The organism is Gemmatimonadota bacterium, from assembly GCA_009835325.1.
Classification (GTDB): domain Bacteria; phylum JAAXHH01; class JAAXHH01; order JAAXHH01; family JAAXHH01; genus JAAXHH01.
Window position 1 is genome coordinate 22,526 of record VXWP01000049.1, and the last position, 24,378, is coordinate 46,903.

The following is a 24,378-nucleotide window of genomic DNA, read 5'->3' on the forward strand; positions in this document are numbered from 1 at the left end:
ACCATCGGATCTCTGCCTTCCCTGTCTTAAAACCTGGCCGAAATGGTGAACTTGGTGATGTCCTGGAGCGTCGAACTCGTGGTGTAGCTGAAGTCGATACGGTACATCTTCCACTGCAGTCCGCCGCCGAACGTGGGCGTTTTCACATCGCCGTCCGCGTCGTGCACGTACCCCGTCCGAAGCGCGATCAGATCCTGGTACCAGTACTCCAGCCCGACGTTCAGGATGTTACCGCTGTCTTCAAGCAGCATGCGATTGAGGTCGACGGCAAGTAGCAGGCTGTTCGACTCGTCCTCGAGCGCCTTGAGCGCGGCCCCCACCTTGAGGTTCCGCGACAGCGGGTCTCCCTGGTTCGAATCCGTGTACTTGATTTCCGTCCCCAGGTTCTGAAGGACGCCGGCCACGGTGAACCGGGACATGACGCGGGCGGTCACCCCGACGTCCAGGGCGAAGCTCGTGCCCACCCCGTCGTCCTCGTCGGTCAGGGTGCTCCGGATGACCTTCAGGTTGGAACCGAATCCCAGGCGGTCGTTGACCAGGGCGCCGTAGGAGAAGGACACCGCCATGTCCGAACTCTTGAACGTCCCCTGGATGTCCCCGGTCGCGCTCACCCGCTGTTGTTCACCCAGCGAGAGATATGGCACACTGACGCCGAAGGTCCCGATGCCTTCGACCGGATGCACGTAGGAGAAGTGCAGGTAGTAGAGATCGTCCGCCAGGTAGGGAAGCCATTTGAAATAGGTCCCCGACACCCCGCTGTACTCCAGGAATCCCAGTCCGCCCGGATTCCACGCGGGGACCTGGGCGTCCCGGGCGTGGGCGACGCCGGTTTCGCCCATGGCCGTGGACCGCGCGTCGGGGGCGATCTGCAGGAACAGACCGCCGCCCTGCCCGACACCGGCCCGGGACGACCCGGCCGGAATCGAAAGCAGCGTTGCGATGAGCAGGTAGCTTAGCTTTCTCACGTTTTCTCCTTCATGCCAATCTCTACATTTCAGCCCGCCAGGACAACTGAATTTCAACCGGTCGCAATATAACGGCGAAGTATGACGAATCTATGACGGTGAAATGAAAATTCGGTGGTGCGGGTTTTGGGGCGGTCCGCGGCGGATGGATGCGAGGCGGTGCTGGATTCGACTCACCCCGGCACGTCCACCCACTTCCGGGACGCCGCCGCCTCGAGGATGGCCTCCGCCACGACCTGGGCGCGCATGCCGTGGAAGAAGGAAGGCACGCAGTCCCGTCCCTCGCGGATGGCGCAGACGAACTCCCAGGCCTGGTCGAAGCGAAAGGTCTGGGCGGGGTCGCCTTCTTTCGGGTCGCGGGGGGAACCGGGCAGGGTGAGGAAGCGCTTCGGCACGCTGCGCCGCCTGTATTTCTCCCGGCGCGGTCCGGCCTGGATGTCAAAGGGGGTGTGTAGGCGGTAGGCGGCAGAGCCTTCACTTCCGTTCAACTCGCAAAGGTCGTGGTCGCCGGCGGGCCCGTGGCCCTTGGTCAGTTTTCCCATCTCAAACACGCCCGTAGCCCCCGATTCGAACTCGGCGATCCAGGCGACCCAGTCCTCCACGTCCTGCGGCTCGCAGGGCCGCCCGTCCTCCGTGCGGTCCCGGGGAACGACCTGCTTGAGCGACGCGCACACCGACCTGATCGGACCGAGCAGGTCCTCGGCGAAGTCGATGCGGTGGATGCCCATGTCGCCGAGTTCTCCGGTCGCCGCCATGCGCCGGTACTGGCGCCATCCCACAGAACGCTCGCCCCAGTCCTGGAGACGCTGGAAGCGCGCGTGGCGTATCTCGCCGAGTTGGCCTTCGTCGACCAGATGCTTCAGGTAGCGCATGCCGGGCACGAACCGGTAGGTAAAGGCGGTCATGTGCCGGACGCCGGCGTCCCGGGCGGACTCGTACATGTCGACGGTCTCCGCGACGGTCATGCCGATGGGCTTCTCACACAGCACGTGACAGCCCGCGGCGATGGCCTTGAGCACGATATCGCGGTGGTACACGTTCGGCACGGCTACGGTCACGGCGTCCGGCTTGACGGCGGCCAGGAACCGGTCCACGTCCGTGAAACCGGCCGCGACGCCCCACTGCGCCTGCCTGCGGGCCAGCAGGTCTTCGTCCACTTCGCACAGGCCGGCGATCTCCACCCCCGGAATGCGGGAGAAACCCGGGAAATGGACGAATTCGCAGACCGTTCCGAGTCCGATGAGCCCGATGCGTATATTGCCTGCCGTCATGTCTTAAGCTCCTGTCTTTTAACTACTTCAGTTCCCAGGCCGTAAGTTGCCGCTCGATCGCGGCGATCACCGCTTCGAGTCCGCCCGGGCCGACGGCCGCCGCCTCTTCCTGGTAGAGCCCCTTGCCGTAGTCGTCCGCGGGCAGCAGGTAGCCGCCCGTACCCAGGTTCTGGTTGCACAGGACGACCACGACGATGGCGGTGGCCGGGAAGCGTGCCCGAAGCTCGCGCTGAAGCACGCTGTAGGGTTCGCCGCTGACCAGCACGAGGACGCCTTCGCCGATGCGCCAGAGCGTGACGCCGTAGGGGACGGTCTGCCTGCCCGGTGGGATGCTCTCTATGCGCCGCATGGCCCGCCGGACCCGTTCGATGTGCGCGCGGCAGTCGGCGGCTTCCCGGTCCTGCCCGTCTTGCCTGGCGGCCGCTTCGCGGGCCGTCCATTCGGTGAGTTGCCCGTCGAGCTCCGCCTGCCCGGGCAGGTCCAGCAGGGGAAGGTCCAGGGTCATGGCGGCGGCGTCGAAGGCTTCGAGCCCTTGCGCGCGCCCGGCCTCCATGGGGTTTTGACGCCACACCCCGATAGTAGCGCCCGATATCACGGGGCCGTCGTAGCGCATCTCGGTCCCGTCGGGCAGCAGGCCTTCCAGGGCAGACAATGCGGCGTAGCCCAGTTGAAGGCCGTTCCGGTCTGCCGCCTCCGTTTCGCCCACGAACCCGTACCGCGGCCCGAGATCGCCGCTTGCGCCCAACAGGAACACGCAGGGCGCGCCCGTTTCCCGCTCCACGACTTCCCGCATGGCGCCGGGGTAGTCGGGGCTGATCAGCGTATTGTCCCAGGCCAGGGTCGTCGGGTGGCAGCTATAGTTGACGAGGGTGGCGACCAGCCGGCCTTTCCGGTCGCTCGCGCGGGTGACCACGACCGTGTCGTCGGCGGTCCGATCCGGGTTGGACCCAACGGCGTACAGCCGGTTTTCGTCGTCCCAGTAGTCGCGGTTGTACGCCAGGTCGCACCGGCCGTATCCGAAGGCCAGGTCGACCGGCTGCACGGCGGCCATGGCCGCTGTAACGAGGCCGGCGAGCCCCTTGCCGAGATCGTCCAGGTATCCCGGGATCAGCGCGCCGCCCTCGTGCTCCAGGCGGTCCGGATCGTAATTGCCCGCGGCGTGGGTATGGGAGAAGGTGATGACGACCCGTTCGCCCGGCAGGCCCGTTCCGGCGGAAACGGTTTCCGAAAGACGCTGCAGGTCGCCGGCCTGCAGCCAGCCCAATTCGAGGGCCACGAGGGCGTGTTCCTCAACGGACCCGGAGCCCGCGAACACCAGCGCGGAGGCGGTCAGTTCCCGGTGCACGCCCGTCGACGCGTCATGCTTCGCTGCGCCCCAGCTGCGGTGATAGATCCCCGCGGGCGGGGTGATGTCGATCCGTGCGAAGCCCAGGCCGCACCGGCCGGCCGGCATGGCGATTACGCGCTGGCTCAAGGGGTCTTCCTTTCTGGAGTATTCAAGCGGATTCCCGCACGTCCAGGATCTGTATGGCCATCCCGGCTTCGAGTACGCCGGGCGACCGGTGCACGGCATTATAGCCGAAGGACGGGGCCGGCCGGTCGAACTTGCGGTAGGCCGCCAGCGTGCGCAGCGGTTCCTTGCCCGGCGTCCCGCTCTCCTGCTCGACCAGGGTCGTGGCGCACCGTCCGCAGGGCTTGACCAGGTCGATTTCCATCTCCCCCACGCGGATGTGCTTCCACGTGTCCTCCGCGTATGGAGGGCTGTCGGCCACGACGACATTGGGCCTGAAGCGGTTCATGCGGATCGGGGTCTCGAGCCGCGCGTTCAGGTCCGCCAGGGAAGCCTCGGAGATCACCAGCAGCGGGAACCCGTCCGCGAAACCCACCTGGTCGCCGGGCCGTGCTGCGTAGTCCGGATCCACGGGCCGCACGAAGTCCGGCTTAAAATATAGCAGGTGGCAGGACACGTCCAGGTACGTGCTGAACCATTCCGCCGCATCGTCGCCCTGGTCAATCCCGTCGCAGAGGTCTCCCCACACGTCCACGTTCCGGGTAAGGCCATCCTCGATTCGCGGAACTGTCAGGTCCTCCATGCCCGGAGCCGAAAGCGCCAGTCCGCCTGAGGAAAGGGCCGGCTGGACGAGCGCCAGGGCGGGCGCTTCACGCTGGGTAAGCATTCCGGACGGCCCGCCGCCGTCACCGACGACGATCCACGACCGGTCGTCCCGGATGCCCCGGGTGTCCAGTTCCGCCCGCGTCAGCTCGTGCCCGGCGCAGGACTTGACGGGATAGACGTGGAGGGAGGAAATGTACGGCATCGAAGTTCCTTTCTATTAAAAGCCCCCGGATGTTATTCGTTTGACCCGTTTCACATTCCATAACACCGGGTCCGGGGTACTCGTTCGCACGAGGCGCACGGTCGACCCCGCTAAGGCCGGCTAATCCTTCTTCATCCGCGGCGGCCCCTTGCGGGCTTTGCGCGCTACCTGCGTCCGTTGCGGCCGGAGGACGATCTGCGTGATCACCGTACCCTCCCGCTGGTCCACGGCCTGCGCGACGGCGTCGGCCACGCATTCGGGCGTGATGTGGGCGCCGGGATCCTCACCGGGCTCGAAGTCCGCCTCGTCGTAGAAGGACGTCCGGGTCATGTCCGGGTAGAGGGTCACCACCCGGGCGCCGCTCTTCCGCACCTCGCTGAAGAGCGCCTGCCCGAACTGGTGGAGACCGGCCTTCGTCGCGCCGTAAGCGGCCCCGAAGGAACCGGGAATCAACGCCGCGGTCGATGCGATGTTGACCACGTATCCCCTGGATTCCTCCAGGTGCCGCAGGGTCGCACGCGTCAGGACCATGGGCGCGATCAGGTTGGTCCGGACCATGCGTTCTATCCGGTCGGGCGCCATGGTGGCGTGGGGGCCGAAGAAACCGACGCCGGCGTTGTTGACCAGGATCTTCAGGCTTCCAGTCGATCTGAGCAGTTCCTCGGTGCGGTCCAGCAGGACCCGGGTATCGGTGACGTCGCATTCGACCGCTGTGTACCGGTCATGACGGAAATCGGACTTCTCGTGGTCCCGGGCATAGCCGTACACGTCGTAACCCATTTCCACCAGGCGTGCGGCGATGGCCAGGCCGATCCCGGAGGAAGCGCCGGTGACCAGTGCTACGTCCATGCGAAGATCTGCTCCTCTCCGAAGTGGTCTCCCAGGCGCTTCCGCATGAAGGCGGTCATTTCCTCACGCCGCTCGGCGGGGTAGGTCACTGTAGTGTTCTCCTGCGCGAACTCGCCGTACAGAAGCGGCGTATCCCGCCGCTGGCGCCTCATGCGCTGGAAATGGTGCTTCGACAGGCGGAAGGCGCCCACGGTCACGTCGCGCACCTCGGCCGGGTCGATCCTCTGGACGACCTCCTCGACCAGGTCTCCGTAAAGGGACGCCCAGGACGGAACGGCGAGGACCGGGTCGAAGCAGAGCCGGACCGGCCAGCCGTCGTCAATGGCCGACCGGACGGCCTCCAGTCTCCGGCGGAGCGGCGCCGTCCCATGTTCGTAGCGCGCGGCGACCGGTTCGGGAGAAAGCGTCCAGGCCAGGATGACGCGGTCCGAGGAGGGCAGATCCCGTATGGCGCGGTACGCGGCGCTCTTGGTACGTATTTCGATTAGCAGGTCCGGCTCCTCGCGGGCGAATTCGATCCACGCGCGGCAGTAGGGTACGACCGATTCGAAGGCGAGCAGGTCGGTATCGTACGAGATGCACAGGTAAAAGGGCTGCGCCGGGTTCGATCTGTCGCGTATGCCCTCGCGCGTCGCGGTAAAATAGTCTTCCAGGTTCACGAAAACCACGATATTCGCCGAGGGGTACATGCCCTGCAGGTAGCAGTAGTCGCAGTTATACACGCAGTTGAACGTGAGCGTGTTGTAGTGGAAGTCCTCGAGGTTGAAGTCCTGGCTGTTTCCCGATCCGTCGTAGAGGAACCGGTCCTTCTTCACGGCCAGGATCAGCTTCATGCTCTCCTTCTGCGCCTGGAACTTCTGCCGCGGCCGGGCGAATACCGTCTTGTAGTCGTCGATCTCCACCACGCGGGCCTTCGCGAAGCGTTCCCGGATGCGCCGCGTGAGCGGGAATTCCTTCGCGCCGCGCTCGATGTAGAGGTGGGAGAAGTTACTCCACCGAGAGGATGCCCCGAAGTCGCTCAAATTGCGCATCGCCTTCCTGTCTCGTATTCACGGAGACGTGGGTAAACCGCGTTAGATCGGGCAGATCCGATCCGGTGTGGAGCTTGTAGTACCGGGCAAGATCGGAAAGCATCCGGTGCCGGCTGGCCGTCAGACGCAGCCGGTCGCGGATGTCTTCCACGAGCTGCAGGTCCGCATCGGTCAACACGTCCGGTCCTCCGTCGTCGATCGATCGGTAGGCCGCGACCGTCGCTTCGAATTCATTCAGGGCGCCCTCGATCAGTTCGCCTACCCTGTTTTTGTCGAGCCGCCGCGTTTCGAGATGGTCGGAAACGACCTTTACGCACCCGATCCGGTGGGGCGGGATGAAGGTCGCCGCCGCCTGGTAGAACCCGGCCGCCTCCATGTCGGCCAGGCCCGGTTCCACGGTCCCGGCATCCGCCCGGTCCAGGGGCCGTTCCATGGTGGTGACCACGGATTCCGCCAGGGATGTCTTCGCCAGCAGGTCGGGGAAGAAGGAACGGCCCGTGCTCCGCTCCGTGATCTTGTTTGCGAGGAACCGGTCTCCCACCGAAACGGGACCTTCCCCGGCCGTCTGCGTATGGCCGGCGATGCCGAGGTTGAACAGGACCGTGTCCTCATCCCGTTCGACCCGGGTGAGCAGGCACGTGGTCGCGATGGCGGACTTCATGCCTCCCGTGCCCGTCACGGTGAGCCAGACCTCGTCCCGCCGGAAGACGGGCAGGCCGAAGGATGCGTCCTGCTTCAGGCGGAAACGCTCGATCACGGGCCGCGCTTCCGCGTGCAGGGCGATGGCGAGGAGGACGGGCATGAAGAGGAATCCCTGGTGAGAAGGGCACGATCCTATTTGGGTTCGATGACGACCCGGCCGTCCTCGACTTTCACGGACTTCACCAGGCCCATGAACCGCTCCAGGGAGGGATCCTGGAGAAGGGTTTCGACCAGGTTGTTCTTCCGGATTTCATTCATGAACTCTTCGGGAATGTTCCGGCCGCCGACCTCCAGCCGATCGATGTTGACCTCGAGCCGTCCGTCCCTCATCTCGACGGAGAGCTCGCCCGTGCCGTTGAGGTACCTGCCCTCGAATCGTTCGTTGAACAGGTCGAGGGGCACGCTGATCTCGGCCAGCAGCCTGTCGTCCTGGATGTCCACGCGGGCCATCCCGTGAAACTCCCGCAGCAGGTCTTCATACTCCAGGAGGGCATTGATGTCGTCCGCCGACAGCGAGAAGCTTTCGGTCTCATCGCCCCGCTCGAGGGCGATGACGAAGTCCCTGAACCGGTCGATTACAGACAGCGCCTCATCCCGTCCCTCCTCCACGCGGGCGAAATCGCGGGGCTCCGGGCTGGTGTAGGTGTCCACCAGTTCGTCGCTCGCCTGGAGGATGAAATAGTAGGCTGCGCCGACGATAACGGCGAGCAGGATGATCGCGGACAGGCATCCGCCCACCCAGTATCTGGCTTTCATGGTGCGTTATCTCCGTTCATATACGATTTCCCCGTCCAGCAGGGTCATTTCACAGGTCAGGCGCCGTGGCCACCTCCGGCGGTTCCCGTGCGAATCGCTGAATTCGAAGTCGCCTTCCTCCAGTTCGAATACCGCCACGTCGGCGGCTGCGCCCGGACGAAGCGTGCCCAGCTCGTTTCTCCCGATCGCCGCGGCCGGTATGGAGGTCGTGCTTTCCACGATGTCTTCGAGCGGCATACCCAGATTCAGCATCTTGGACATGGTAGTCGGCAGGTCGAATACCGGTCCGTTGACGTTCACCGTGTACAGGTCCGTGCTGATGGCGTCCGGGAAGAACCCCTGTTCGAAGGCCGACCTGGCCACGTCGAAACTGAAGCTGCCGGCGCCGTGCCCCACGTCCATCAGGATGCCTCGGGAACGCCCCTCGATGACGTCCTCCCAGACGGCCCGGTGATCGTCCAGGATGCCGTGGGGGTGGCCGTGATAGGCGTGCGTGATGATGTCGCCCGGCCGGAGCAGGTCCATGATGCCGGCAAGGGGACAGGGGGTATTGCCCACGTGGACCATGACGGGGACGTTTGCCTGATCCGCCGCCTCCACTGCCAGGCGCATCGGTTCGATCCCATTGTCGCCGATGAGGTGCCGGCCCATGCGGATCTTGATGCCGGTCATCAGGTCCCGGTTCCCGGCCACCGCAGCAACGGAACGGTCCACGTCCACGAACCGTAGGCTGGCCAGTTCTGGCGTACCCGCCGTCGGGATGCCCACGCTGGAGATATTGGAAAAACCGAAGACCCGTGTCCTGGAGGGCTCCGCCACGATGCGGCGGAAGGCGTCCTGGCTAGGCCAGCTCGAGCTTCCGGCGTCCACGATGGCCGTCACCCCGGTGGAGGGACAGATGTCGTCCGGGACCAGGCCGATGTCGGTGAACCCCCAGCAGATGTGGGCGTGCAGGTCGACCAGGCCGGGAAAGACGTACCGCCCGGACACGTCAAAGACGCGGCAGCCATCGTCCGGCAGGCCGTCGCCGACGGCCGAAATCGAGCCGTCGCGTATGGCGACGTCGCAGATGCGGTTCAGTGCCTGCGACGGGTCCACGACGGTCCCGCCGCGAAGCAGGAGGCCGGGGTGGTTTTCGACGAGTGTTGGCATGTACTGAATGGCCATAGCGCCCAATGCGGCGCATTCGGCCGGTTATTCTGCTTTCTCTTTTTCCAGCGGGTTTTTCTCAAGCGGCGGCAGCATTTCCTTGATCTGCCTGAACCGTTCCGTATCCGTGATCAGTCCCTCCAGGGACGGAAGCGCCGCGGCCTGTTCCCGGGTGTTCTCAATACGTTCCCTGCTCGGCGGATGGGTCGCGAACATGGTCGCAAACGCACCGGGATCGCGGTCGTTGATCTCCAGCAGCTTCTCGAAGAAACCCGTGAGGCCTTCGGGATCGTAACCGGCCTCCCGGAGGTTGACGACCGCGAGGGTGTCCGCCTCCCGTTCCGCCTCCCGGGAATGGTGCAGCATGGAGAGGATGCCGCCGATCCCCGCCAGTTGCGCCGCGACGCGCCGGACGCCCGTGGGGTTTCTTCCCGATATCATGCCCAGCATGATCTCCAGCCCGAGTTGCCGGGTAAGGGCCTTGGCCCCGTGGCGCGCCACCACGTGGCCGATTTCATGGGCGATCACCCCGGCCAGTTCCGCCTCGGTTCCGGAGATGGAAATGAGCCCCCGGTTGACGTAGAGATAGCCGCCGGGAAGGGCAAAGGCGTTGACTTCATCCGTATCCACGACCTTTATGTAGTAGGGTATATTCGACCGTTTTGAATGCAGGACCAGGGCCTGGCACAGTCCGTCGACGTAGCGGACCACCTCCGGGTCCCGGTACAGCTTGAGCTCTCTTTCGATCTCTCTCGAAAACTCGCGCCCGAGCGCGATTTCATCCGCCTCGGAAAGCACGTTGACGTTCTGAAATACGCTGCCGCAACCCGACGTCGTCAGCAGGAAGGCGGTGAGCGGTGCGACGGCCGTCCTGAGCGTCAGGAACCGGGCCGGGCGGGCCAGGCGGACCAGGCGGGCCAGGCGATTTGCGGCGCGCCGTAAAAGACTAAGGGATCTCATCTGGAATCACCCCGGAATCCGGGACAGGCCGGGCGTGGCCCAGGCCGGTCATGCTGACCAGTCCGGCCGCAGGTTCTGAGCACTGAAGATACGGACCTCATGTACCGCGGGCAATTGGAAAAGGCCGCGTGGAGACCGCCAGCCATGAATCAACCAACGGCCCCTGCGGCCGTTTTACGTTATCTGGCCCGGCTTGCTGCAGACGGACACGCGTTCGCCGCCGGACCGCACCGTATCCGGCCGATGGCGGGCGGATTCAACAACCGTATATACGAAGTAGATACAGGCGGCGGGTCCTACCTCCTCAAGGTGTATCCCCATGACCGCGTCCGGCGTCTTGAACGGGAATACGCCGCGATGAAGCGGCTTTCCGCCCTGGATGGCGTGCCGGTCGCCGTATCGGCGGACGCACGGGCCGCCGGACTGAATGCGCCCGTGCTGATCTACGGGAAACTCCCGGGATCGCCGGTGGAACCCGCCGGCATGACCCGGGAAGACCTCGACCAGCTCCTTGGGATCGTGATCCGTGTACACGGTATTGGAGATCCCGGCGATCCGGTACTGGCTCAGTCGGTGGGTCCGTCCCGTCCCGAAGACTGCCTCCGGTACATGGATGAGACCCTGCGCACCCTGTCCGCGTCCGCCACCATGAACGATCCGTCCTTTCGCCGGACCATGGACCGGCTGCGCGAACTGAGACGCGGCCTGGACAGGATGGACCTGCGGCCCGCGTTATGGGCGGATGCAACGCCTCGGCTGTGCCACGGGGATTTCCGGCCGGCCAACGTGATCAAAGCGGATCCGGACCGCGTCGCGCTGGTCGACTGGGAACACGCGGGGATCATGGACCCGTTCTACGAGGTCGCCGGTTTCTTCTGGCATCCGGAATATACGGAAATGGAGGCGAGGTTGCGGGAAGAGGCCCTGGCGGATTACTGCGAACGAAGCGCCGACCCCCACGCGATCGGAAAGATGGAAGTGTACCAGGCCGTACTTCCCGTGCAATGGTCCGTGCGGGTCCTGTCCCTGATCGAAGGCTACGGCCGGCAGGCGGTCCAGCCCTGGAACGTACCCCGGCCGCTGGACGCGCTGTGGGAGGACCTCGAGCACTACATCGGGCTGGCCGCTCAGCGTCTGGTATAGCCCAGCCGCCTCAGCTCCTGCTCTTTCTTCCGCCAGGAGGGTCGGACCTTGACCCGCAGGTCGAGGTAGACGGGGCGGTCCAGGAATTCGACGATGGCCTTCCTGGCGGAGGATCCGATGCGTTTGAGCATGCGCCCGTTCTTGCCGATGATGATGCCCTTCTGGGAATCCCGTTCGATGATGATGCCGGCCTGGATGAACGCCGTGCCGTTGGGACGGTCCGTGAAGTCCTCCACGATCACGGCCGACGCGTAGGGCAGTTCCTCTCGCAGGGCCAGGAACAGGTGCTCGCGGATGATTTCTCCCGCAAAGAACCGCTCCGGCTGGTCCGTGAGCATGTCGGCGGGGTAGAGCGCCGGACCCGACGGAAGTATGCGGATCACGGCGGACAAAAGCGGTTCGAGGCCGTCTCCCTTGAGGGCGGACACGGGCACGATTTCGGTGAAGGGGAACCGGCCCGTGGCCCGTTCGATCATGGGCAGCAAGGCAGTCCTGGGTATCCGGTCGATCTTGTTGATGGCCAGGATGACCGGTCCGCGGCTCTGCTCGAGGAAGCCGGCGACCCGGTCGTCGAGATCGCGTTCGAAACGGGTGGCGTCCACGATGGCTACGGCCGCGTCCGAGTCGTGCAGCGTATGGACCGCGGACTGCAGCATGTATTCCTGGAGCCGGTAGCCGGGCTCGAGCAGTCCGGGCGTATCGAGGAACAGGACCTGGCAGTCGTCTTTCGTCAGAATGCCCAGTACCCGCTGGCGGGTCGTCTGGGGCCTCGGCGTCACGATGGAAAGCCGGTGTTGCAGCAGCGCGTTCATCAGGGTGGACTTGCCCACGTTCGGCTTCCCGACCAGGGCCACGAACCCCGCGCGATGGGATCCGTCGCCGGCGGCGTCTGCCATTTGCCCTGCCATCTGCCCGGTGCTTTCCATGAGAAGTTATCCTTTACGTTACCCTTTGTTCACCCTTGTTTCACTATACGTAACACGCCGGCCGCAAAAGAGAAAGTCTTTTACCCACAGGAGCATAGCGCGCCATGAATGAACCGGTCGTCTATCTCAACGAAGGATTCGTCCCCGCCTCCCAGGCCCATCTGAACATCTACGACCTGGGGATCGTCCTGGGGGCCACCGTGACCGAAATGACCCGGACTTTCAGGCATGAACCGTTCCGCCTGGACGAACATGTGCGGCGGCTGCTGCGGTCGTGCAAATACGCGGGCTTCGAGCTGGACCTGGACCACGACGGCCTGGTCGCGTGCACGCGGAGCCTCATCGAGACCAACGGCAGGCTGATCGGCCCCGAGCAGGACCTGGGCGTCGTACACTTCGTGACGCCGGGGGAGAACCGGATCTACGCGGGGAGCGCGGGCAGCACGGTGCGTCTCAAGCCCACGCTGTGCATCCACTCCTTTCCGCTGCCCTTCTCCGTGTGGCGCCCCTACTTCCGGCAGGGCGCCCACGTGGTCACGCCCTCCATCCGCCACGTGCCGCCCCAGTGCGTCGATCCCAAGACCAAGAACCGCTCGCGCCTGCACTACTGGCTGGCCGACCGGCAGACGCAGGCCGTCGACCCCGCCGCCACCTCGCTGCTGCTCGACCTGGACGGCAACCTCACGGAGTGTTCCGGCGCGAACTTCGTCCTGGTGGCGGACGATACGATCTATACGCCCACCAGCCGCAATATCCTGGAAGGGGTCAGCCTGGTGACGCTGCGGGAGATGGCGCCGGAACTGGGCCTGGGCTGGGTCGAGAAGGAACTGCAGCCCTACGACGCCGTCAATGCCGGCGAGGCCTGGTTGACGAGCACGCCGTACTGCCTGGCGCCCTGTACGCGCATCAACGACACGCCCATCGGCGACGGCCGGCCCGGTCCGCAGTTCGGCCGGGCCATGGAAGCCTGGAGCCGGCGGGTGGGCATGGACATCCTGGCGCAGATTGAAAACACGGACTGAACCGCCCCTTTCGACTTGATAAATACTTGATAAGACGGTATTTTACGATACCTTGTCGGGCCTGAATTCCTGGAGCGGTTTCACGTGGAGGCTGGATCCATGGGCATCTACATTCTGCATGGGATGATTCTGGCGGGTTACGCGGTCGCCACCGTGATCTATTTCCGCCATTTCTGGACGAAGCATCCCGGGTCAGGGATCTATGCCAGCCTCTTCCTGGTGTTCGCCCTGGCCTGCCACAGCGCCTTTCTGATCGCCCGAGCCGTCGAATCCAGCCACGCGCCCTTCGTGGGTCTACACGAGTCGATGAGCTTCTTCGCCTGGCTCATCGCCGTGGTCTACCTGTTCCTGGAGCGGCGATTCCACGACCGGTCGCTGGGCGTGTTCGTCCTGCCCCTCGTCCTGGCGGCCCAGGCGGCGTCCACGGCGTTCATGAGCCCCGTCGATCCGCTGCCGCCCCTGTTGCAGAGCCCGTGGTTCAATTTCCACGTAACGGCGAGCTTCCTGGCCTACGCGGCCTTTTCCTTCTCCTTCATCACCGGGCTGCTGTATGTGATGCAGATGTACTACATCCATCACCGGCGCGTGGGCCTGGTGTTCTCCCGGCTGCCCGCGCTGGGCATGCTGGACGAAATGAACCTGAAGGCGACGCTCATCGGCTGGGTGTTCCTGTCCGCGGGCATTGCCACGGGCATCTGGTGGGCGACGGCCGCGTGGGACTCGATCACGCCCTGGCTGCTGGATCCGAAAGTACTGTGCGTGATGCTGACCTGGGTCATCTACACCTGCCAGCTGGTTACCCGCTATACCGCGGGCTGGCAGGGTGAACGGGCGGCTATCATCTCCATGGCCGGGTTCGCCTCCGTGCTGCTGGCCTATCTCGGCGCCGGACTCTGGACAAATCTGCATATATTCGACTGACGACGTCGACTGGACGACGACAACTGGACGACAACTGACGGAAATGAAGCCATGAAAAAATACTATCCCGCCTTCGTCGACATCGAAGACCAGCCGTGCCTGGTGGTGGGCGGCGGTGCGATCGCGGAGGAGAAAGCAAGATCGCTGCTCGAATGCGGCGGGGTTGTTACCGTGATCAGCCCCGATCTGACGGACGGACTGCGGGACCAGGTGGACCGCGGCGCACTGCGCTGGCTTTCGAGGCCGTACGGACCCGGCGACGTCCGCGGCTACAGGCTGGTCATCTCGGCGACCGATTCCACGGAAGTCAACGAGCGGGTCTACCGGGACGCCGAGGCGGAGGGCATCATGGTCAACGTGGTGGACGTGCCGCCGCTTTGCCGGTACATCGTACCCTCCATCGTCCGGCAGGGCGACCTGTGTATCGCCATTTCCACGGGAGGCAAGAGTCCCGCGCTGGCGAAGAAGATCCGCGGGCAGCTGGAAGGGGCCTACGGGCCCGAGTACGCCGAACTGCTCGACCTGCTGGGCGCGTACCGCCCCCGGATGAAGGCCGCGTACCCCGATGAAACCGAAACGCGCGCGAGGTTATGGACGTCCCTGGTCGAATCCGACCTCCTCGATCTCCTGCGCGCGGGACGCGCGGAAGAAGCGCGCGACAGGGTGGAGTCATGCATCTCACACTCGTCGGACTAAGCCACCATACCGCGCCCATCGACGTGCGCGACCAGGCGGTGCTGACGAAGTCGCTCCAGGAAAAGGCCCTCTCCTTCGTGAAGGCCTCGAGCGGCATCCTGGAAGCGGTGCTGCTGTCCACGTGCAACCGCAGCGAAATGTACGCGACCACCGACGAGGAACATACCGATCCCGGCCCTATCGAGGCGTGGTTTCACGAGATCCACGGCGTGGACGAGGGCGTCCTGTCGCCCTACCTCTATCACCGGAGGGACGAGGCGGTCATCCGGCACCTGTTCCGGGTGGTCTCCAGCCTGGATTCGATGGTCGTCGGGGAGCAGCAGATCCTCGGCCAGGTCAGAGAGGCTTACATGCAGTCGCTGAATACGAAGAACACGGGACTGGTCCTCAACCGGTTGTTCGAAAAGGCGCTGGCCGTGGGCAAGCAGGTGCGGGAGACCACGGAGATCGGGACGGGCTCGGTTTCCGTCAGTTCCGTGGCGGTCGAACTCGCGCGGAAGATCTTCAAGGACCTGCGGCAGCATACGGCCATGCTGATCGGCGCGGGAGAGACCGGCGAGCGGACCGCGGAGTACCTCGTCGACCAGGGCGTGAAGCGGCTGATCGTCGCCAACCGGACCTACGACCGGGCCGCGGACCTGGCCCACCGCTACGACGGGATCGCCGTATCGCTGCAGGACGGGCTGCAGATGATCTCCGACGTCGATATCGTCATCAGTTCCACCGGCGCCACGGAACCGGTGGTGGGAAGGGACCGGATGGCGGAGATCATGCACGACCGCCGCAACCGCCCCATATTCCTGATCGATATCGCCGCGCCACGGGACATCGACCCTCGCGTGCGCGATCTCTACAATGTCATACTCTACGACATGGACGATCTGCAGTCGGTGGTGGACGACAACGCGGAGGCGCGGAAGGCGGAAGCACAGAAGGTGGAGGCGATCGTCGAGACCGAGGTAGAGCGGTTGCTCGCGTGGTACCAGAACCTCTCCATCGCGCCCACCATCGCCCAGCTCCGCCACTTCGCGGAGGATGTCCGGCACCAGGAGATTGGCCGCGCCTTCGCCCAGCTCGGTCATCTCTCCGTTGACGACCGGGAGACGGTGGAGAAGATGACCCGCGCCATCGTGAACAAGCTGCTTCATCAACCGACGGTCCAGCTCAGGAACACTTCCGATCCGGAGCACCGGGACTACCACCTCTACAGCCTGCGCCATCTCTTCGGACTCGACGAACACGGGAACGACAAGAACGGCGCCGAGCAGGAATAGCGCGGCGCGTCCGGTTGGCCGGGAACGAATAGCGCGGCGCGTCCGGGTGGCCGGGACATCGATATCCTTTCCATGGCTTCTTCACTGATCATAGGCACCCGCGGCAGCAGGCTGGCCCTGGTCCAGGCCCATTCGGTGGCCAGGGACCTGGAAGCGGACCGCGACGACCTGGCCGTGGAGGTGCGCGTCCTCACGACGAAGGGCGACGCGGACCGGGACGCCTCTCTGGACACCTTCGGCGGCGAAGGCGTCTTCGTCAAGGAACTGGAACGGGCCCTGGTCTCGGGAGAGATCGACGCGGCCGTGCACAGCCTCAAGGACCTGCCCACGTCCCTTCCCGACGGCCTGGCGATCGCCTCGGTTCCGGAGCGCGTGGACGCGCGCGACGCCCTGATCAGCCGCGCCGGCGCCGGGCTGGACGACCTGCCGACGGGCGCCCGCGTCGCCACGGGGAGTCCGAGGCGGCGGGCTCAACTGCAGCACTACCGGCCGGACCTGCGCTTCACGGGGATCCGCGGGAACATCGACACCCGGCTGAAGAAACTGGAAGAACCGGACGGTCCGGACGCCATCGTGCTGGCCGTGGCGGGGTTGCAGCGGTTGGGCTGGACGGACCGCATCTCCGAAATATTGGCTCCGGAAGTCTGCATGCCGGCCGTGGGCCAGGCTGCGCTCGCGATCGAAACCCGGGAGGACGATCAGCCCACCCTGGAAGCGGCGAGGCGCATCGATGACCTTCCGGCCAGGCAGGCGGTGACGGCGGAACGGTCCTTTCTCCACCGTATCGGCGGCGGTTGCCATACACCGGTCGGCTCCTGGGGGAGGATCGAGGATGGAGGCCTGGTACTGGATGCCGTCCTGGCCGCCGATGACGGCGTATGGCTCGTGCGTCAATCCCTGCGCGGACAGCCGGAAGAGAGCGCCGATCTGGGCCGCCGGCTGGCCGAGGCGGTGCTGGAACAGGCCGCACAGGCCGATCCGTCCCGGCCGGCTGATCCCGCTCGGCCGTCCCTGCCGTCTAGTCCGACCACGGAATCCCAATGAACGCCGAGTTCCCTGACAAGACCGAATCTCCGGGCGGGTCCGCATCCGAATCGTCGTCGGGCGGGTCCGCATCCGCCGCGACGCCGGGCATGGTGTACCTGGTCGGTGCGGGCCCCGGCGACCCAGGGCTGATTACCGTGAAGGGCCTTTCCTGCGTGCGGCGGGCCGACGTCGTCGTTGCCGACTTCCTCGCCGACGACCGGCTGGTGGCGGAAGCGCCGGGCCACGCCGAGCGTATCCGCGTGCCCTGGCGCCCGGGGCGTCAGGCGGAGATCAACGACCTGCTGGTGCGGCACAGCCGGGCCGGGAAGACCGTGGTCCGGTTGAAGGGCGGCGATCCCTTCGTGTTCGGCCGGGGCGGCGAGGAGGGGCTGCATCTCCAGCGCTCCGGGATCCCCTTCGAGGTCGTTCCCGGCATCACGGCGGCCGTCGCGGTACCGGCCTACGCCGGCATACCGGTGACCCACCGGGAGATCACTTCGTCCATGACGGTCGTCACCGGCCACGTTTCGCAGGACAGGGACCGGACAGATCTCGACTGGGAGGCGCTTGCCAAACGGATCGGCACATTGATCTTCTACATGGGCGCGCGGAACCTGCCCTTCATCGCGGAAAGACTGATCGAACACGGCCGGCCGAAGGACACGCCCGTCGCGCTGATCCAGTGGGGCACCACGGCGGAGCAAAGGACCCTCGTCGGCACGCTGGACGACATCGTGTCCAGGGCCCGGTCCGCTTCCTTCACGCCGCCCGTGCTGATCGTCGTAGGCGAGGTGGTGGCGCTGCGTCCGCAGCTCGACTGGTTCGAATCGAAACCGCTTTTTGGCGTACGCGTGCTGGTCACGCGCGCCCGGGACCAGGCCGGCGAGCTGTCGGAGGCGCTCGTACGCCATGGCGCGGAGCCGGTCGAAGCACCGCTGATCCGGATCGAAGCGCCCGATGACTGGAGGGCGGTGGATGCCGCGCTGGCCGATCTCTCCGGTTTCGATCACGTGGTGTTCACCAGCCGGAACGCCGTGGAGGCGTTTTTCTCCCGGCTGAATCATAAGGGCCTGGATGCCCGGTCCCTGGGCGGGGTCCGCGTCGCCGCGGTGGGCCGGGCCACGGCCGGCGCGCTGCGAAGTCGCGGGATCGAAGCGGACGATCAACCCGAGGTATTCCGGGCCGAAAAGCTCGTTGAAGCCCTGGCCGGCGACCGCGACCTTCATGATGCGCGGATCCTCTTCCCCGCGGCGGACATCGCGGGCCCCGCCGTGGAGGAAGGACTGGCCGCCGCCGGCGCGTACGTGACCCGGGTGACGGTCTACCGGACCGTCCTGGAGGAGGGCTTGCCGGACGACATAGCGTCCATGCTGGAGGACGGGAAGATCCATTTGGCCGTGTTCGCGAGTTCGTCGACCGTGTCGGCGTTCGCGAAGGCCGCGGGGCCGGACGGTCCGCAACGATGGACCCGGGGCGTACGCATCGCGTGCATCGGTCCTTCCACGGCGGAAACCGCCGCGGAGGCGGGCCTGTCCGTGGATGTCGTGCCCGTCCAGGCCACGGTCCCCGCGCTCGTGGACGCGATCGTGCGCGACCGGCTGGCCGCGGGGGAGCGGCTCGAATAACATCGTGCGCGACCGCAAGGCCGCGGGGGAGCGGCCCGCGTAATAACGATTGCCCCGAAATGACGCACCGGTATATATTTGTCGGGCGTGATTTCAGTTAACAAACGGCCGAATACTATGCCTTTCTGTCCGGAATGCGAATGTAAATACGCCCAGGGTGTGGCGCAGTGCCCCATCTGCGCAACAACCCTGGTCGAAACGCTGAACGAGGCGTCGACCTGGGTCTGCGATGAGTGCAAGGAAGAAATCCCGGGCGACGCGAAATCCTGCCCGGTCTGCGGGACGGTTTTCGTCGACGACCTGCGCTGCCTGACCCATCCGGACCAGCCCGCCCACGGACGATGCGTCGTCTGCGGACAGCACGTGTGCGGGGACTGCGGGATCCGCCGGCTGGGCCGGTATTTCTGTGAAAGACACGGGTTGGAAGAGGAAATCCCGGTCGAGGAGGAGATCCTCTACCGGGCGGAAGACCGGGAAGCGCTGAACTACCGGCGGTACCTTGCGCAGCAGGGCGTGGATTGCCGGGTGTTCTCGGCCCGGCAGGACGCCGGCCTCCTCCTGGACGCTCGATCGATCGGAGAGGCCAGGATCATCGTGCCTTCGAAACACCGGGCGCCGGCGCGGGAGTGGATGGCATTACGATCCATCGACGCCGGTCATGTCCTTTTCCAGTGTGAACGCTGCAGCGCCCTGAACGGATTCGACGGCGGCGGCTGCGCCAACTGCGGCGGGTCCTGATGCGCCAACTGCGGCGGCTGCGCCAACTGCGGCGGGTCCTGATGCCCGGATAGCGGGCCCCAATAGCGAGCCCCAATAGCTAACTGAGAAACCTGATGGCATTTCCCGTACACAGACTGCGGCGCCTGCGCCGCACCGAGCGGTTGCGCAGAATGGTCGGCGAGACCCGGCTGTCCGTGGACGACCTGATCTACCCCCTGTTCATCTGCCCGGGAGAAGGCGTCCGTGCCCCGGTGGATTCCATGCCCGGTGTGGAGCGGCTGTCGGTGGACCAGGGCGCGGAGGTCTGCCGCGAAGTCTCGGACCTGGGCATCCCGGCCGTCATGCTCTTCGGCATTCCGGAGCACAAGGACACCTACGGTTCCGGCGCTTACGCGGACGACGGCATCGTCCAACGGGCCATCCGCGCGATCAAGCAGGCGGCGCCGGGACTCACCGTCATCGGTGACGTGTGCCTCTGCGAGTACACCGATCACGGCCATTGCGGGGTCATCAAAGAAGACGACGTGGAGAACGACGCCACCCTTCGGCTGCTCGTCCGGACGGCGCTCTCACAGGCGAAGGCCGGCGCCGACCTGGTCGCGCCGTCGGACATGATGGACGGCCGCGTGGGCGCGATACGGGAGGCCCTCGACGACGAGCGGCTTACGCACGTCCCGATCATGGCCTATTCCGCCAAGTACGCTTCGGCCTACTACGGGCCCTTTCGCGACGCCGCGGACTCGGTCCCGCAATTCGGCGACCGCCGTTCCTACCAGATGGACCCGGCGAACTCCAACGAGGCGCTCCGGGAAGTGGAGCTGGACCTCGAGGAAGGCGCCGATATCGTCATGGTCAAGCCGGCCCTGGCCTATCTCGACGTGATACACCGGGTGAAATCGACTTTTGAAGTGCCGGTGGCCGCCTACAACGTGAGCGGGGAATACGCCATGATCAAGGCGGCGGGACAGATGGGATGGATCGATGAAGAAAGGATTGTCCTGGAGTCGCTGACCGCCATAAAGCGCGCCGGAGCCGACATGATCCTTACCTACTTCGCGCGGGAGGTCGCGCGCGGACTCCAATCCGGTTGAACCGAACGAACGGAATGAACCGAATGGGACGAGCCGAATGAACCGTTCCCGATCCAGCACGCTCTTCGACCAGGCCTTGCGATCCATGCCGGGCGGGGTGAACAGCCCCGTGCGCAATTTCGGCCGGGTCGGAGGCCGCCCCGTCTTCATGGAACGGGGCGCGGGGTCGAAGGTCTACGACGTGGACGGCAACGCGTACATCGACTACCTGGGATCCTGGGGGCCGCTGATCCTGGGCCACGGCCATCCCGCCGTGGTCGAAGCTTTGAAGAAGGCCTGCGAGCGGGGCACGAGTTTCGGCACGCCCACGGAGGCCGAGATCAGGCTGGCGGAACGGGTCAAGACCGCCTTTCCGTCCATCGAACTGATTCGCATGGTCAACTCCGGTACGGAAGCGACCATGAGCGCCCTGCGCGTAGCCCGCGGATATACGGGACGGGACCTGGCGGTCAAATTCGAGGCGGGGTACCACGGCCACGGGGACAGCTTTCTCATTCAGGCCGGGTCGGGCGCCGCCACGTTCGGCATCCCCGACAGCCCCGGCGTGCCCTCGGACCTGGCGAAGATGACCCTCAACCTGCCGTACAACGACATCGGTGCCGTCCGGGCTGCCCTGTCGGAGCGGGGCGACGACATTGCCTGCGTGATCGTCGAGCCGGTCGCCGGCAACATGGGCATGATCCCGCCGGCCGAGGGATTTCTTGAATGCATCCGGGAAGAAACGGAGAAGCGGGGCATCATCCTGATCTTCGACGAGATCATTACGGGATTCAGGATCGCTTTCGGCGGCGCGCAGGAACGGTTCGGCATCACGGCAGACATGACCTGCCTGGGTAAAATCATCGGCGGAGGCCTCCCCGTCGGCGCCTATGGCGGGCGAAGGGAAATCATGGAAACCGTGGCCCCCGTCGGGGCGGTCTACCAGGCCGGCACACTATCGGGCAATCCGCTGGCCATGACCGCGGGCGATGAAACGGTGAAACAGCTTCAGGAACCCGGTGTCTACGAGCGGCTCGAAAACCTGGCTTCCCGGCTCGGCGACGGCCTTCGCACCGCGGCGGCAGCGGCCCGCGTTCCCGCGTACCTGACGCGCGTCGGGTCCATGATGTGTACCTTCTTCACCGACCAGGCCGTCGATAACTTCGAGGCCGCTTCCACTTCGGACGCGGATACGTACGGGCGTTATTTCTGGAACATGCTGGACCGGGGCGTCTACCTGGCGCCCTCGCGCCTCGAAACGGGGTTCGTGTCCCTGGCCCACACTGAAGAGGACATCGACCGGACCCTCGACGCGGCCCGGGAGAGCATGAATATTCTGGTAAATTAGATTGTTCAAGACATAGACATTTAAAAGCATAGACTATCCATATCCGATCTATTAAGATCATGTGCGGAAGAATCAAACGAACCGCATTACCGTCCATATCCGAGAGGAGTCCAACGTGATTCGCCCATTCAGTCGTGCGTTCGTCATGATCACGGCTTCCATGTACTTCATGATCCTCGCAGGATGCGGCGGCGGTGACAGCGGCCCGACGAGTCCCACGCCGTCCACACCGACGCCGCCGACCCCACCGACACCCCCACCGACGCCCGTGGCGACGAGCCTCACCGTCGCGCCTTCTTCGCACACCCTGGCGTCGATCGGAGCGACCGTGCAGTTGTCGGCGACAGTGAGGGACCAGAACAACAACCCGATGACCGGCCAGACGGTGACCTGGTCGAGCAGCAACACCGCCGTGGCGACGGTCAGCGGCAATGGCCTGGTGACGGCGGTGAGCAACGGTACGACCCAGATCACGGCGCGTTCCGGCAACGCGTCGGGCACCTCGAACATCACGGTGGCCGAGCCGGTGCCGACCCGGATCGCGGTAACACCCTCCTCGCATACGCTGGAGGCGATCGGGGAAACCGTACAACTCAGGGCAACGGTACGGGATCAGCGGAACAACGCCATGTCCGGCCAGACCATCACCTGGTCGAGCGGGGACGAAGCCGTGGCGACCGTGGACGGCAACGGTCTCGTGACGGCGGTGAGTAATGGCATGGCGGAGATCACGGCCAAGTCCGGCAGCCTGTCTGCCAATGCGGCCATAACCGTATCTCAGGCGCCGGCCAGCATCGCGATCACACCGGAGTCCGCTTCGTTGAGCGAACTCGGGCAGACGGTTCAGTTCATGGCCACGGTGAGCGATGCGAACGATTTTACCATTGAAGACGCTGCGGTCTCCTGGTCGAGCAGCGATGAATCAGTGGCGACCGTGAACGAGGAAGGTCTTGTAACCGCCGTAGGCGACGGCATGGCGGATATCACAGCCCAGGCCGGCGATATCCGCAAAAGTACTGCGATTCGTGTGTTCGTTCCCAGTCCGGACAGGTCGGCACTTGTGGCGTTGTACAATGCGACAGACGGTCCAAACTGGGAGTATCAGGAAAACTGGCTTAGCGATGAACCTATCGAATCCTGGAATGGCGTGATCGTCGATGATACAGCCCGGGTTACCAGGTTGCTCCTTAGCAACAATCGCCTGGCCGGCGAGATCCCCGTTGAACTGAGTCAATTGAGCCATCTGAATGATCTTTATCTGTCAGAAAACCAGTTGACGGGCGAGATTCCCGTCGAACTGGTCCAATTGAAACGTATGAAGAGATTGCATCTGGAGGATAACCAGTTAACGGGGTCCATTCCTCCAGAATTGGGTACGCTGACTGAACTGGAGGCGTTGTGGCTGCGGGGCAACCGGTTGACAGGGAACATACCTGTCGAACTGGCCCAGTTGGCTCAGTTAAACACCTTGTTGCTGGAGGACAACCAGTTAACTGGTTCGATTCCGGTCGAGTTGGGCCGACTTAGTAATCTCACATTCCTTATACTCAAAGAAAACAGTTTAACAGGTGAAATACCTGTTGAACTTGCCCAACTGGCAGCACTTGAACACCTGTCACTGAATGATAACAGCTTAACTGGAAGCATACCGTCCGAATTAGGTCAGTTGAGTCAACTTAAACGCCTGTATTTGTTCAACAATAAGTTAACGGGCTCAATACCGTCCGAATTGGGCCAACTGAGCGAACTGACTTTACTGAACCTGGGCAATAACCAACTACAAGGGTCTATCCCGCCCGAGTTAGGCCAAATGGGAAAACTGGATATACTGATACTCCATCATAACGAATTGACAGGAGAATTGCCTCCAGAACTTGGCGATCTCTCTGATCTGGAATTACTTCTCCTGGCGTCGAATGCCGGACTGACAGGTACACTGCCCAGAGAGTTCCTGAATCTCAATCTCAATTCACTCACTTTGGTCGGCACCCAGATCTGCGTGCCACCGGAAGCCGAATTCCAGGCATGGGTGGCCGGAATCATAGATGCGCGAGGGATAACCGAATGTGAAGTCGAAGACGGTGGAGAAGGCGGAGAGGGTGGTGACGGTGAAGGCGGGGAAGAGATAGAATACGTCGAGTGGGAAGGCGTGAGGGTTGAGCGCGGTAAATTGATATTCAGCGCTTCAATAGCTACAATTGAAATAACTGGATGCTTCACTGAGCACAGTCTTATCGGAGCTTTGCTTCCCCCGGAGGGACTGAAAGACTGGACCAATGCCTTCACTAATGATACCCTTACCGTCCATTACTCCATGTGGCAACGAAGCGTCGATATGGGCAGTACATGGGAGAATATCGAGGACACACGAGTGATGTATAACGCTTGCGCATACGATCCTGAAGTCGCCGGCGAGTATCGACTGGTCGGTGAAATTACGCTCAATGGCGAAAGGAGTCATCGCCGCAGCGAGAACACGTTCGAGGTTCCCTGATTGCCAGGAACGCGTATCAGCGATTCGTAAGTTCAGCATCGTAATAGTTTCCAACAAGCAACATTTAAGGGGATCGGCGGGTTGAAACCGTAGATCCCCTTTTTATACCTCG

22 protein-coding genes are annotated in these 24,378 nt (G+C 64.2%); 11 read left to right on the forward strand and 11 right to left on the reverse strand.

Going from position 1 to position 24,378, the window contains the following annotated elements:
- Positions 1 to 26 precede the first annotated feature (26 nt).
- From F4Z81_06220 to F4Z81_06265, 10 genes are all read right to left on the reverse strand, one after another.
- Complete coding sequence (locus F4Z81_06220; protein ID MXW04646.1) at positions 27 to 965, reverse strand: PorV/PorQ family protein; 939 nt, start codon at positions 963 to 965, stop codon at positions 27 to 29.
- Positions 966 to 1,138: 173 nt separating this feature from the next.
- Positions 1,139 to 2,236 (reverse strand): Gfo/Idh/MocA family oxidoreductase, encoded by a 1,098-nt coding sequence (locus F4Z81_06225; GenBank protein MXW04647.1) that lies wholly within the window; start codon positions 2,234 to 2,236, stop codon positions 1,139 to 1,141.
- 22 nt (positions 2,237 to 2,258) lie between these two features.
- Positions 2,259 to 3,689: a hypothetical protein gene (locus F4Z81_06230; protein MXW04648.1), complete on the reverse strand. Its 1,431-nt coding sequence runs from the start codon at positions 3,687 to 3,689 to the stop codon at positions 2,259 to 2,261.
- A gap of 43 nt (positions 3,690 to 3,732) precedes the next feature.
- Positions 3,733 to 4,554: an MOSC domain-containing protein gene (locus tag F4Z81_06235; protein MXW04649.1), complete on the reverse strand. Its 822-nt coding sequence runs from the start codon at positions 4,552 to 4,554 to the stop codon at positions 3,733 to 3,735.
- A gap of 120 nt (positions 4,555 to 4,674) precedes the next feature.
- On the reverse strand, positions 4,675 to 5,403 hold the full coding sequence (locus F4Z81_06240) for an SDR family oxidoreductase (protein MXW04650.1): 729 nt from the start codon (positions 5,401 to 5,403) through the stop codon (positions 4,675 to 4,677).
- The gene (locus tag F4Z81_06245) at positions 5,394 to 6,434 is read right to left on the reverse strand and encodes a DNA photolyase (GenBank protein ID MXW04651.1); all 1,041 of its coding nucleotides are present in this window, start codon (positions 6,432 to 6,434) and stop codon (positions 5,394 to 5,396) included. Before F4Z81_06245 ends, F4Z81_06240 begins: the two co-directional genes overlap by 10 nt.
- A complete protein-coding gene (locus F4Z81_06250) occupies positions 6,391 to 7,236 on the reverse strand; it encodes a hypothetical protein (protein MXW04652.1) in 846 nt (281 codons plus the stop codon). Before F4Z81_06250 ends, F4Z81_06245 begins: the two co-directional genes overlap by 44 nt.
- Positions 7,237 to 7,268: 32 nt before the next feature.
- Complete coding sequence (locus F4Z81_06255; GenBank protein MXW04653.1) at positions 7,269 to 7,892, reverse strand: hypothetical protein; 624 nt, start codon at positions 7,890 to 7,892, stop codon at positions 7,269 to 7,271.
- Positions 7,893 to 7,898: 6 nt separating this feature from the next.
- Complete coding sequence (locus tag F4Z81_06260; GenBank protein MXW04654.1) at positions 7,899 to 9,059, reverse strand: amidohydrolase/deacetylase family metallohydrolase; 1,161 nt, start codon at positions 9,057 to 9,059, stop codon at positions 7,899 to 7,901.
- A gap of 27 nt (positions 9,060 to 9,086) precedes the next feature.
- A complete protein-coding gene (locus tag F4Z81_06265) occupies positions 9,087 to 10,001 on the reverse strand; it encodes a M48 family metalloprotease (GenBank protein MXW04655.1) in 915 nt (304 codons plus the stop codon).
- Between the two features lie 99 nt (positions 10,002 to 10,100).
- Here F4Z81_06265 and F4Z81_06270 point away from each other — a divergent pair, with 99 nt between their 5' ends.
- Positions 10,101 to 11,144, forward strand: a complete 1,044-nt coding sequence (locus F4Z81_06270) for an aminoglycoside phosphotransferase family protein (protein ID MXW04656.1) — start codon at positions 10,101 to 10,103, stop codon at positions 11,142 to 11,144.
- Here F4Z81_06270 and F4Z81_06275 read toward each other — a convergent pair.
- Positions 11,129 to 12,070: a GTPase Era gene (locus tag F4Z81_06275; GenBank protein ID MXW04657.1), complete on the reverse strand. Its 942-nt coding sequence runs from the start codon at positions 12,068 to 12,070 to the stop codon at positions 11,129 to 11,131. The two genes, F4Z81_06270 and F4Z81_06275, sit on opposite strands and share 16 nt — an antisense overlap.
- A gap of 104 nt (positions 12,071 to 12,174) precedes the next feature.
- On the opposite strand from F4Z81_06275, the gene F4Z81_06280 reads away from it, so the two are divergent.
- The 10 genes from F4Z81_06280 (at position 12,175) to F4Z81_06325 (ending at position 24,266) form a co-directional block, all read left to right on the forward strand.
- Positions 12,175 to 13,092, forward strand: a complete 918-nt coding sequence (locus F4Z81_06280; protein ID MXW04658.1) for a branched-chain amino acid aminotransferase — start codon at positions 12,175 to 12,177, stop codon at positions 13,090 to 13,092.
- A 99-nt stretch (positions 13,093 to 13,191) separates the two neighbouring features.
- Positions 13,192 to 14,013 (forward strand): hypothetical protein, encoded by an 822-nt coding sequence (locus tag F4Z81_06285; GenBank protein ID MXW04659.1) that lies wholly within the window; start codon positions 13,192 to 13,194, stop codon positions 14,011 to 14,013.
- A gap of 51 nt (positions 14,014 to 14,064) precedes the next feature.
- A complete protein-coding gene (locus F4Z81_06290) occupies positions 14,065 to 14,709 on the forward strand; it encodes a bifunctional precorrin-2 dehydrogenase/sirohydrochlorin ferrochelatase (protein ID MXW04660.1) in 645 nt (214 codons plus the stop codon).
- A complete protein-coding gene (locus F4Z81_06295) occupies positions 14,604 to 15,983 on the forward strand; it encodes a glutamyl-tRNA reductase (GenBank protein MXW04661.1) in 1,380 nt (459 codons plus the stop codon). The genes F4Z81_06290 and F4Z81_06295 overlap by 106 nt, the downstream gene beginning before the upstream one ends.
- Positions 15,984 to 16,055: 72 nt before the next feature.
- Positions 16,056 to 17,027 carry a hydroxymethylbilane synthase gene (gene hemC / locus F4Z81_06300; GenBank protein ID MXW04662.1) on the forward strand — a complete coding sequence of 324 codons (972 nt, stop codon included), beginning with the start codon at positions 16,056 to 16,058 and terminating at the stop codon, positions 17,025 to 17,027.
- Positions 17,024 to 18,634 carry a uroporphyrinogen-III C-methyltransferase gene (cobA, locus tag F4Z81_06305; GenBank protein MXW04663.1) on the forward strand — a complete coding sequence of 537 codons (1,611 nt, stop codon included), beginning with the start codon at positions 17,024 to 17,026 and terminating at the stop codon, positions 18,632 to 18,634. Before hemC ends, cobA begins: the two co-directional genes overlap by 4 nt.
- Before the next feature lie 117 nt (positions 18,635 to 18,751).
- Entirely contained in the window at positions 18,752 to 19,372 is a 621-nt protein-coding gene (locus F4Z81_06310) for a hypothetical protein (protein MXW04664.1), read from the forward strand.
- Positions 19,373 to 19,464: 92 nt separating this feature from the next.
- Positions 19,465 to 20,445 (forward strand): porphobilinogen synthase, encoded by a 981-nt coding sequence (gene hemB / locus F4Z81_06315; protein MXW04665.1) that lies wholly within the window; start codon positions 19,465 to 19,467, stop codon positions 20,443 to 20,445.
- A 37-nt stretch (positions 20,446 to 20,482) separates the two neighbouring features.
- Positions 20,483 to 21,772, forward strand: coding sequence for a glutamate-1-semialdehyde-2,1-aminomutase (hemL, locus tag F4Z81_06320; GenBank protein MXW04666.1), 1,290 nt, complete (start codon positions 20,483 to 20,485; stop codon positions 21,770 to 21,772).
- A 115-nt stretch (positions 21,773 to 21,887) separates the two neighbouring features.
- Positions 21,888 to 24,266, forward strand: coding sequence for a hypothetical protein (locus F4Z81_06325; protein MXW04667.1), 2,379 nt, complete (start codon positions 21,888 to 21,890; stop codon positions 24,264 to 24,266).
- Positions 24,267 to 24,378: the final 112 nt, after the last annotated feature.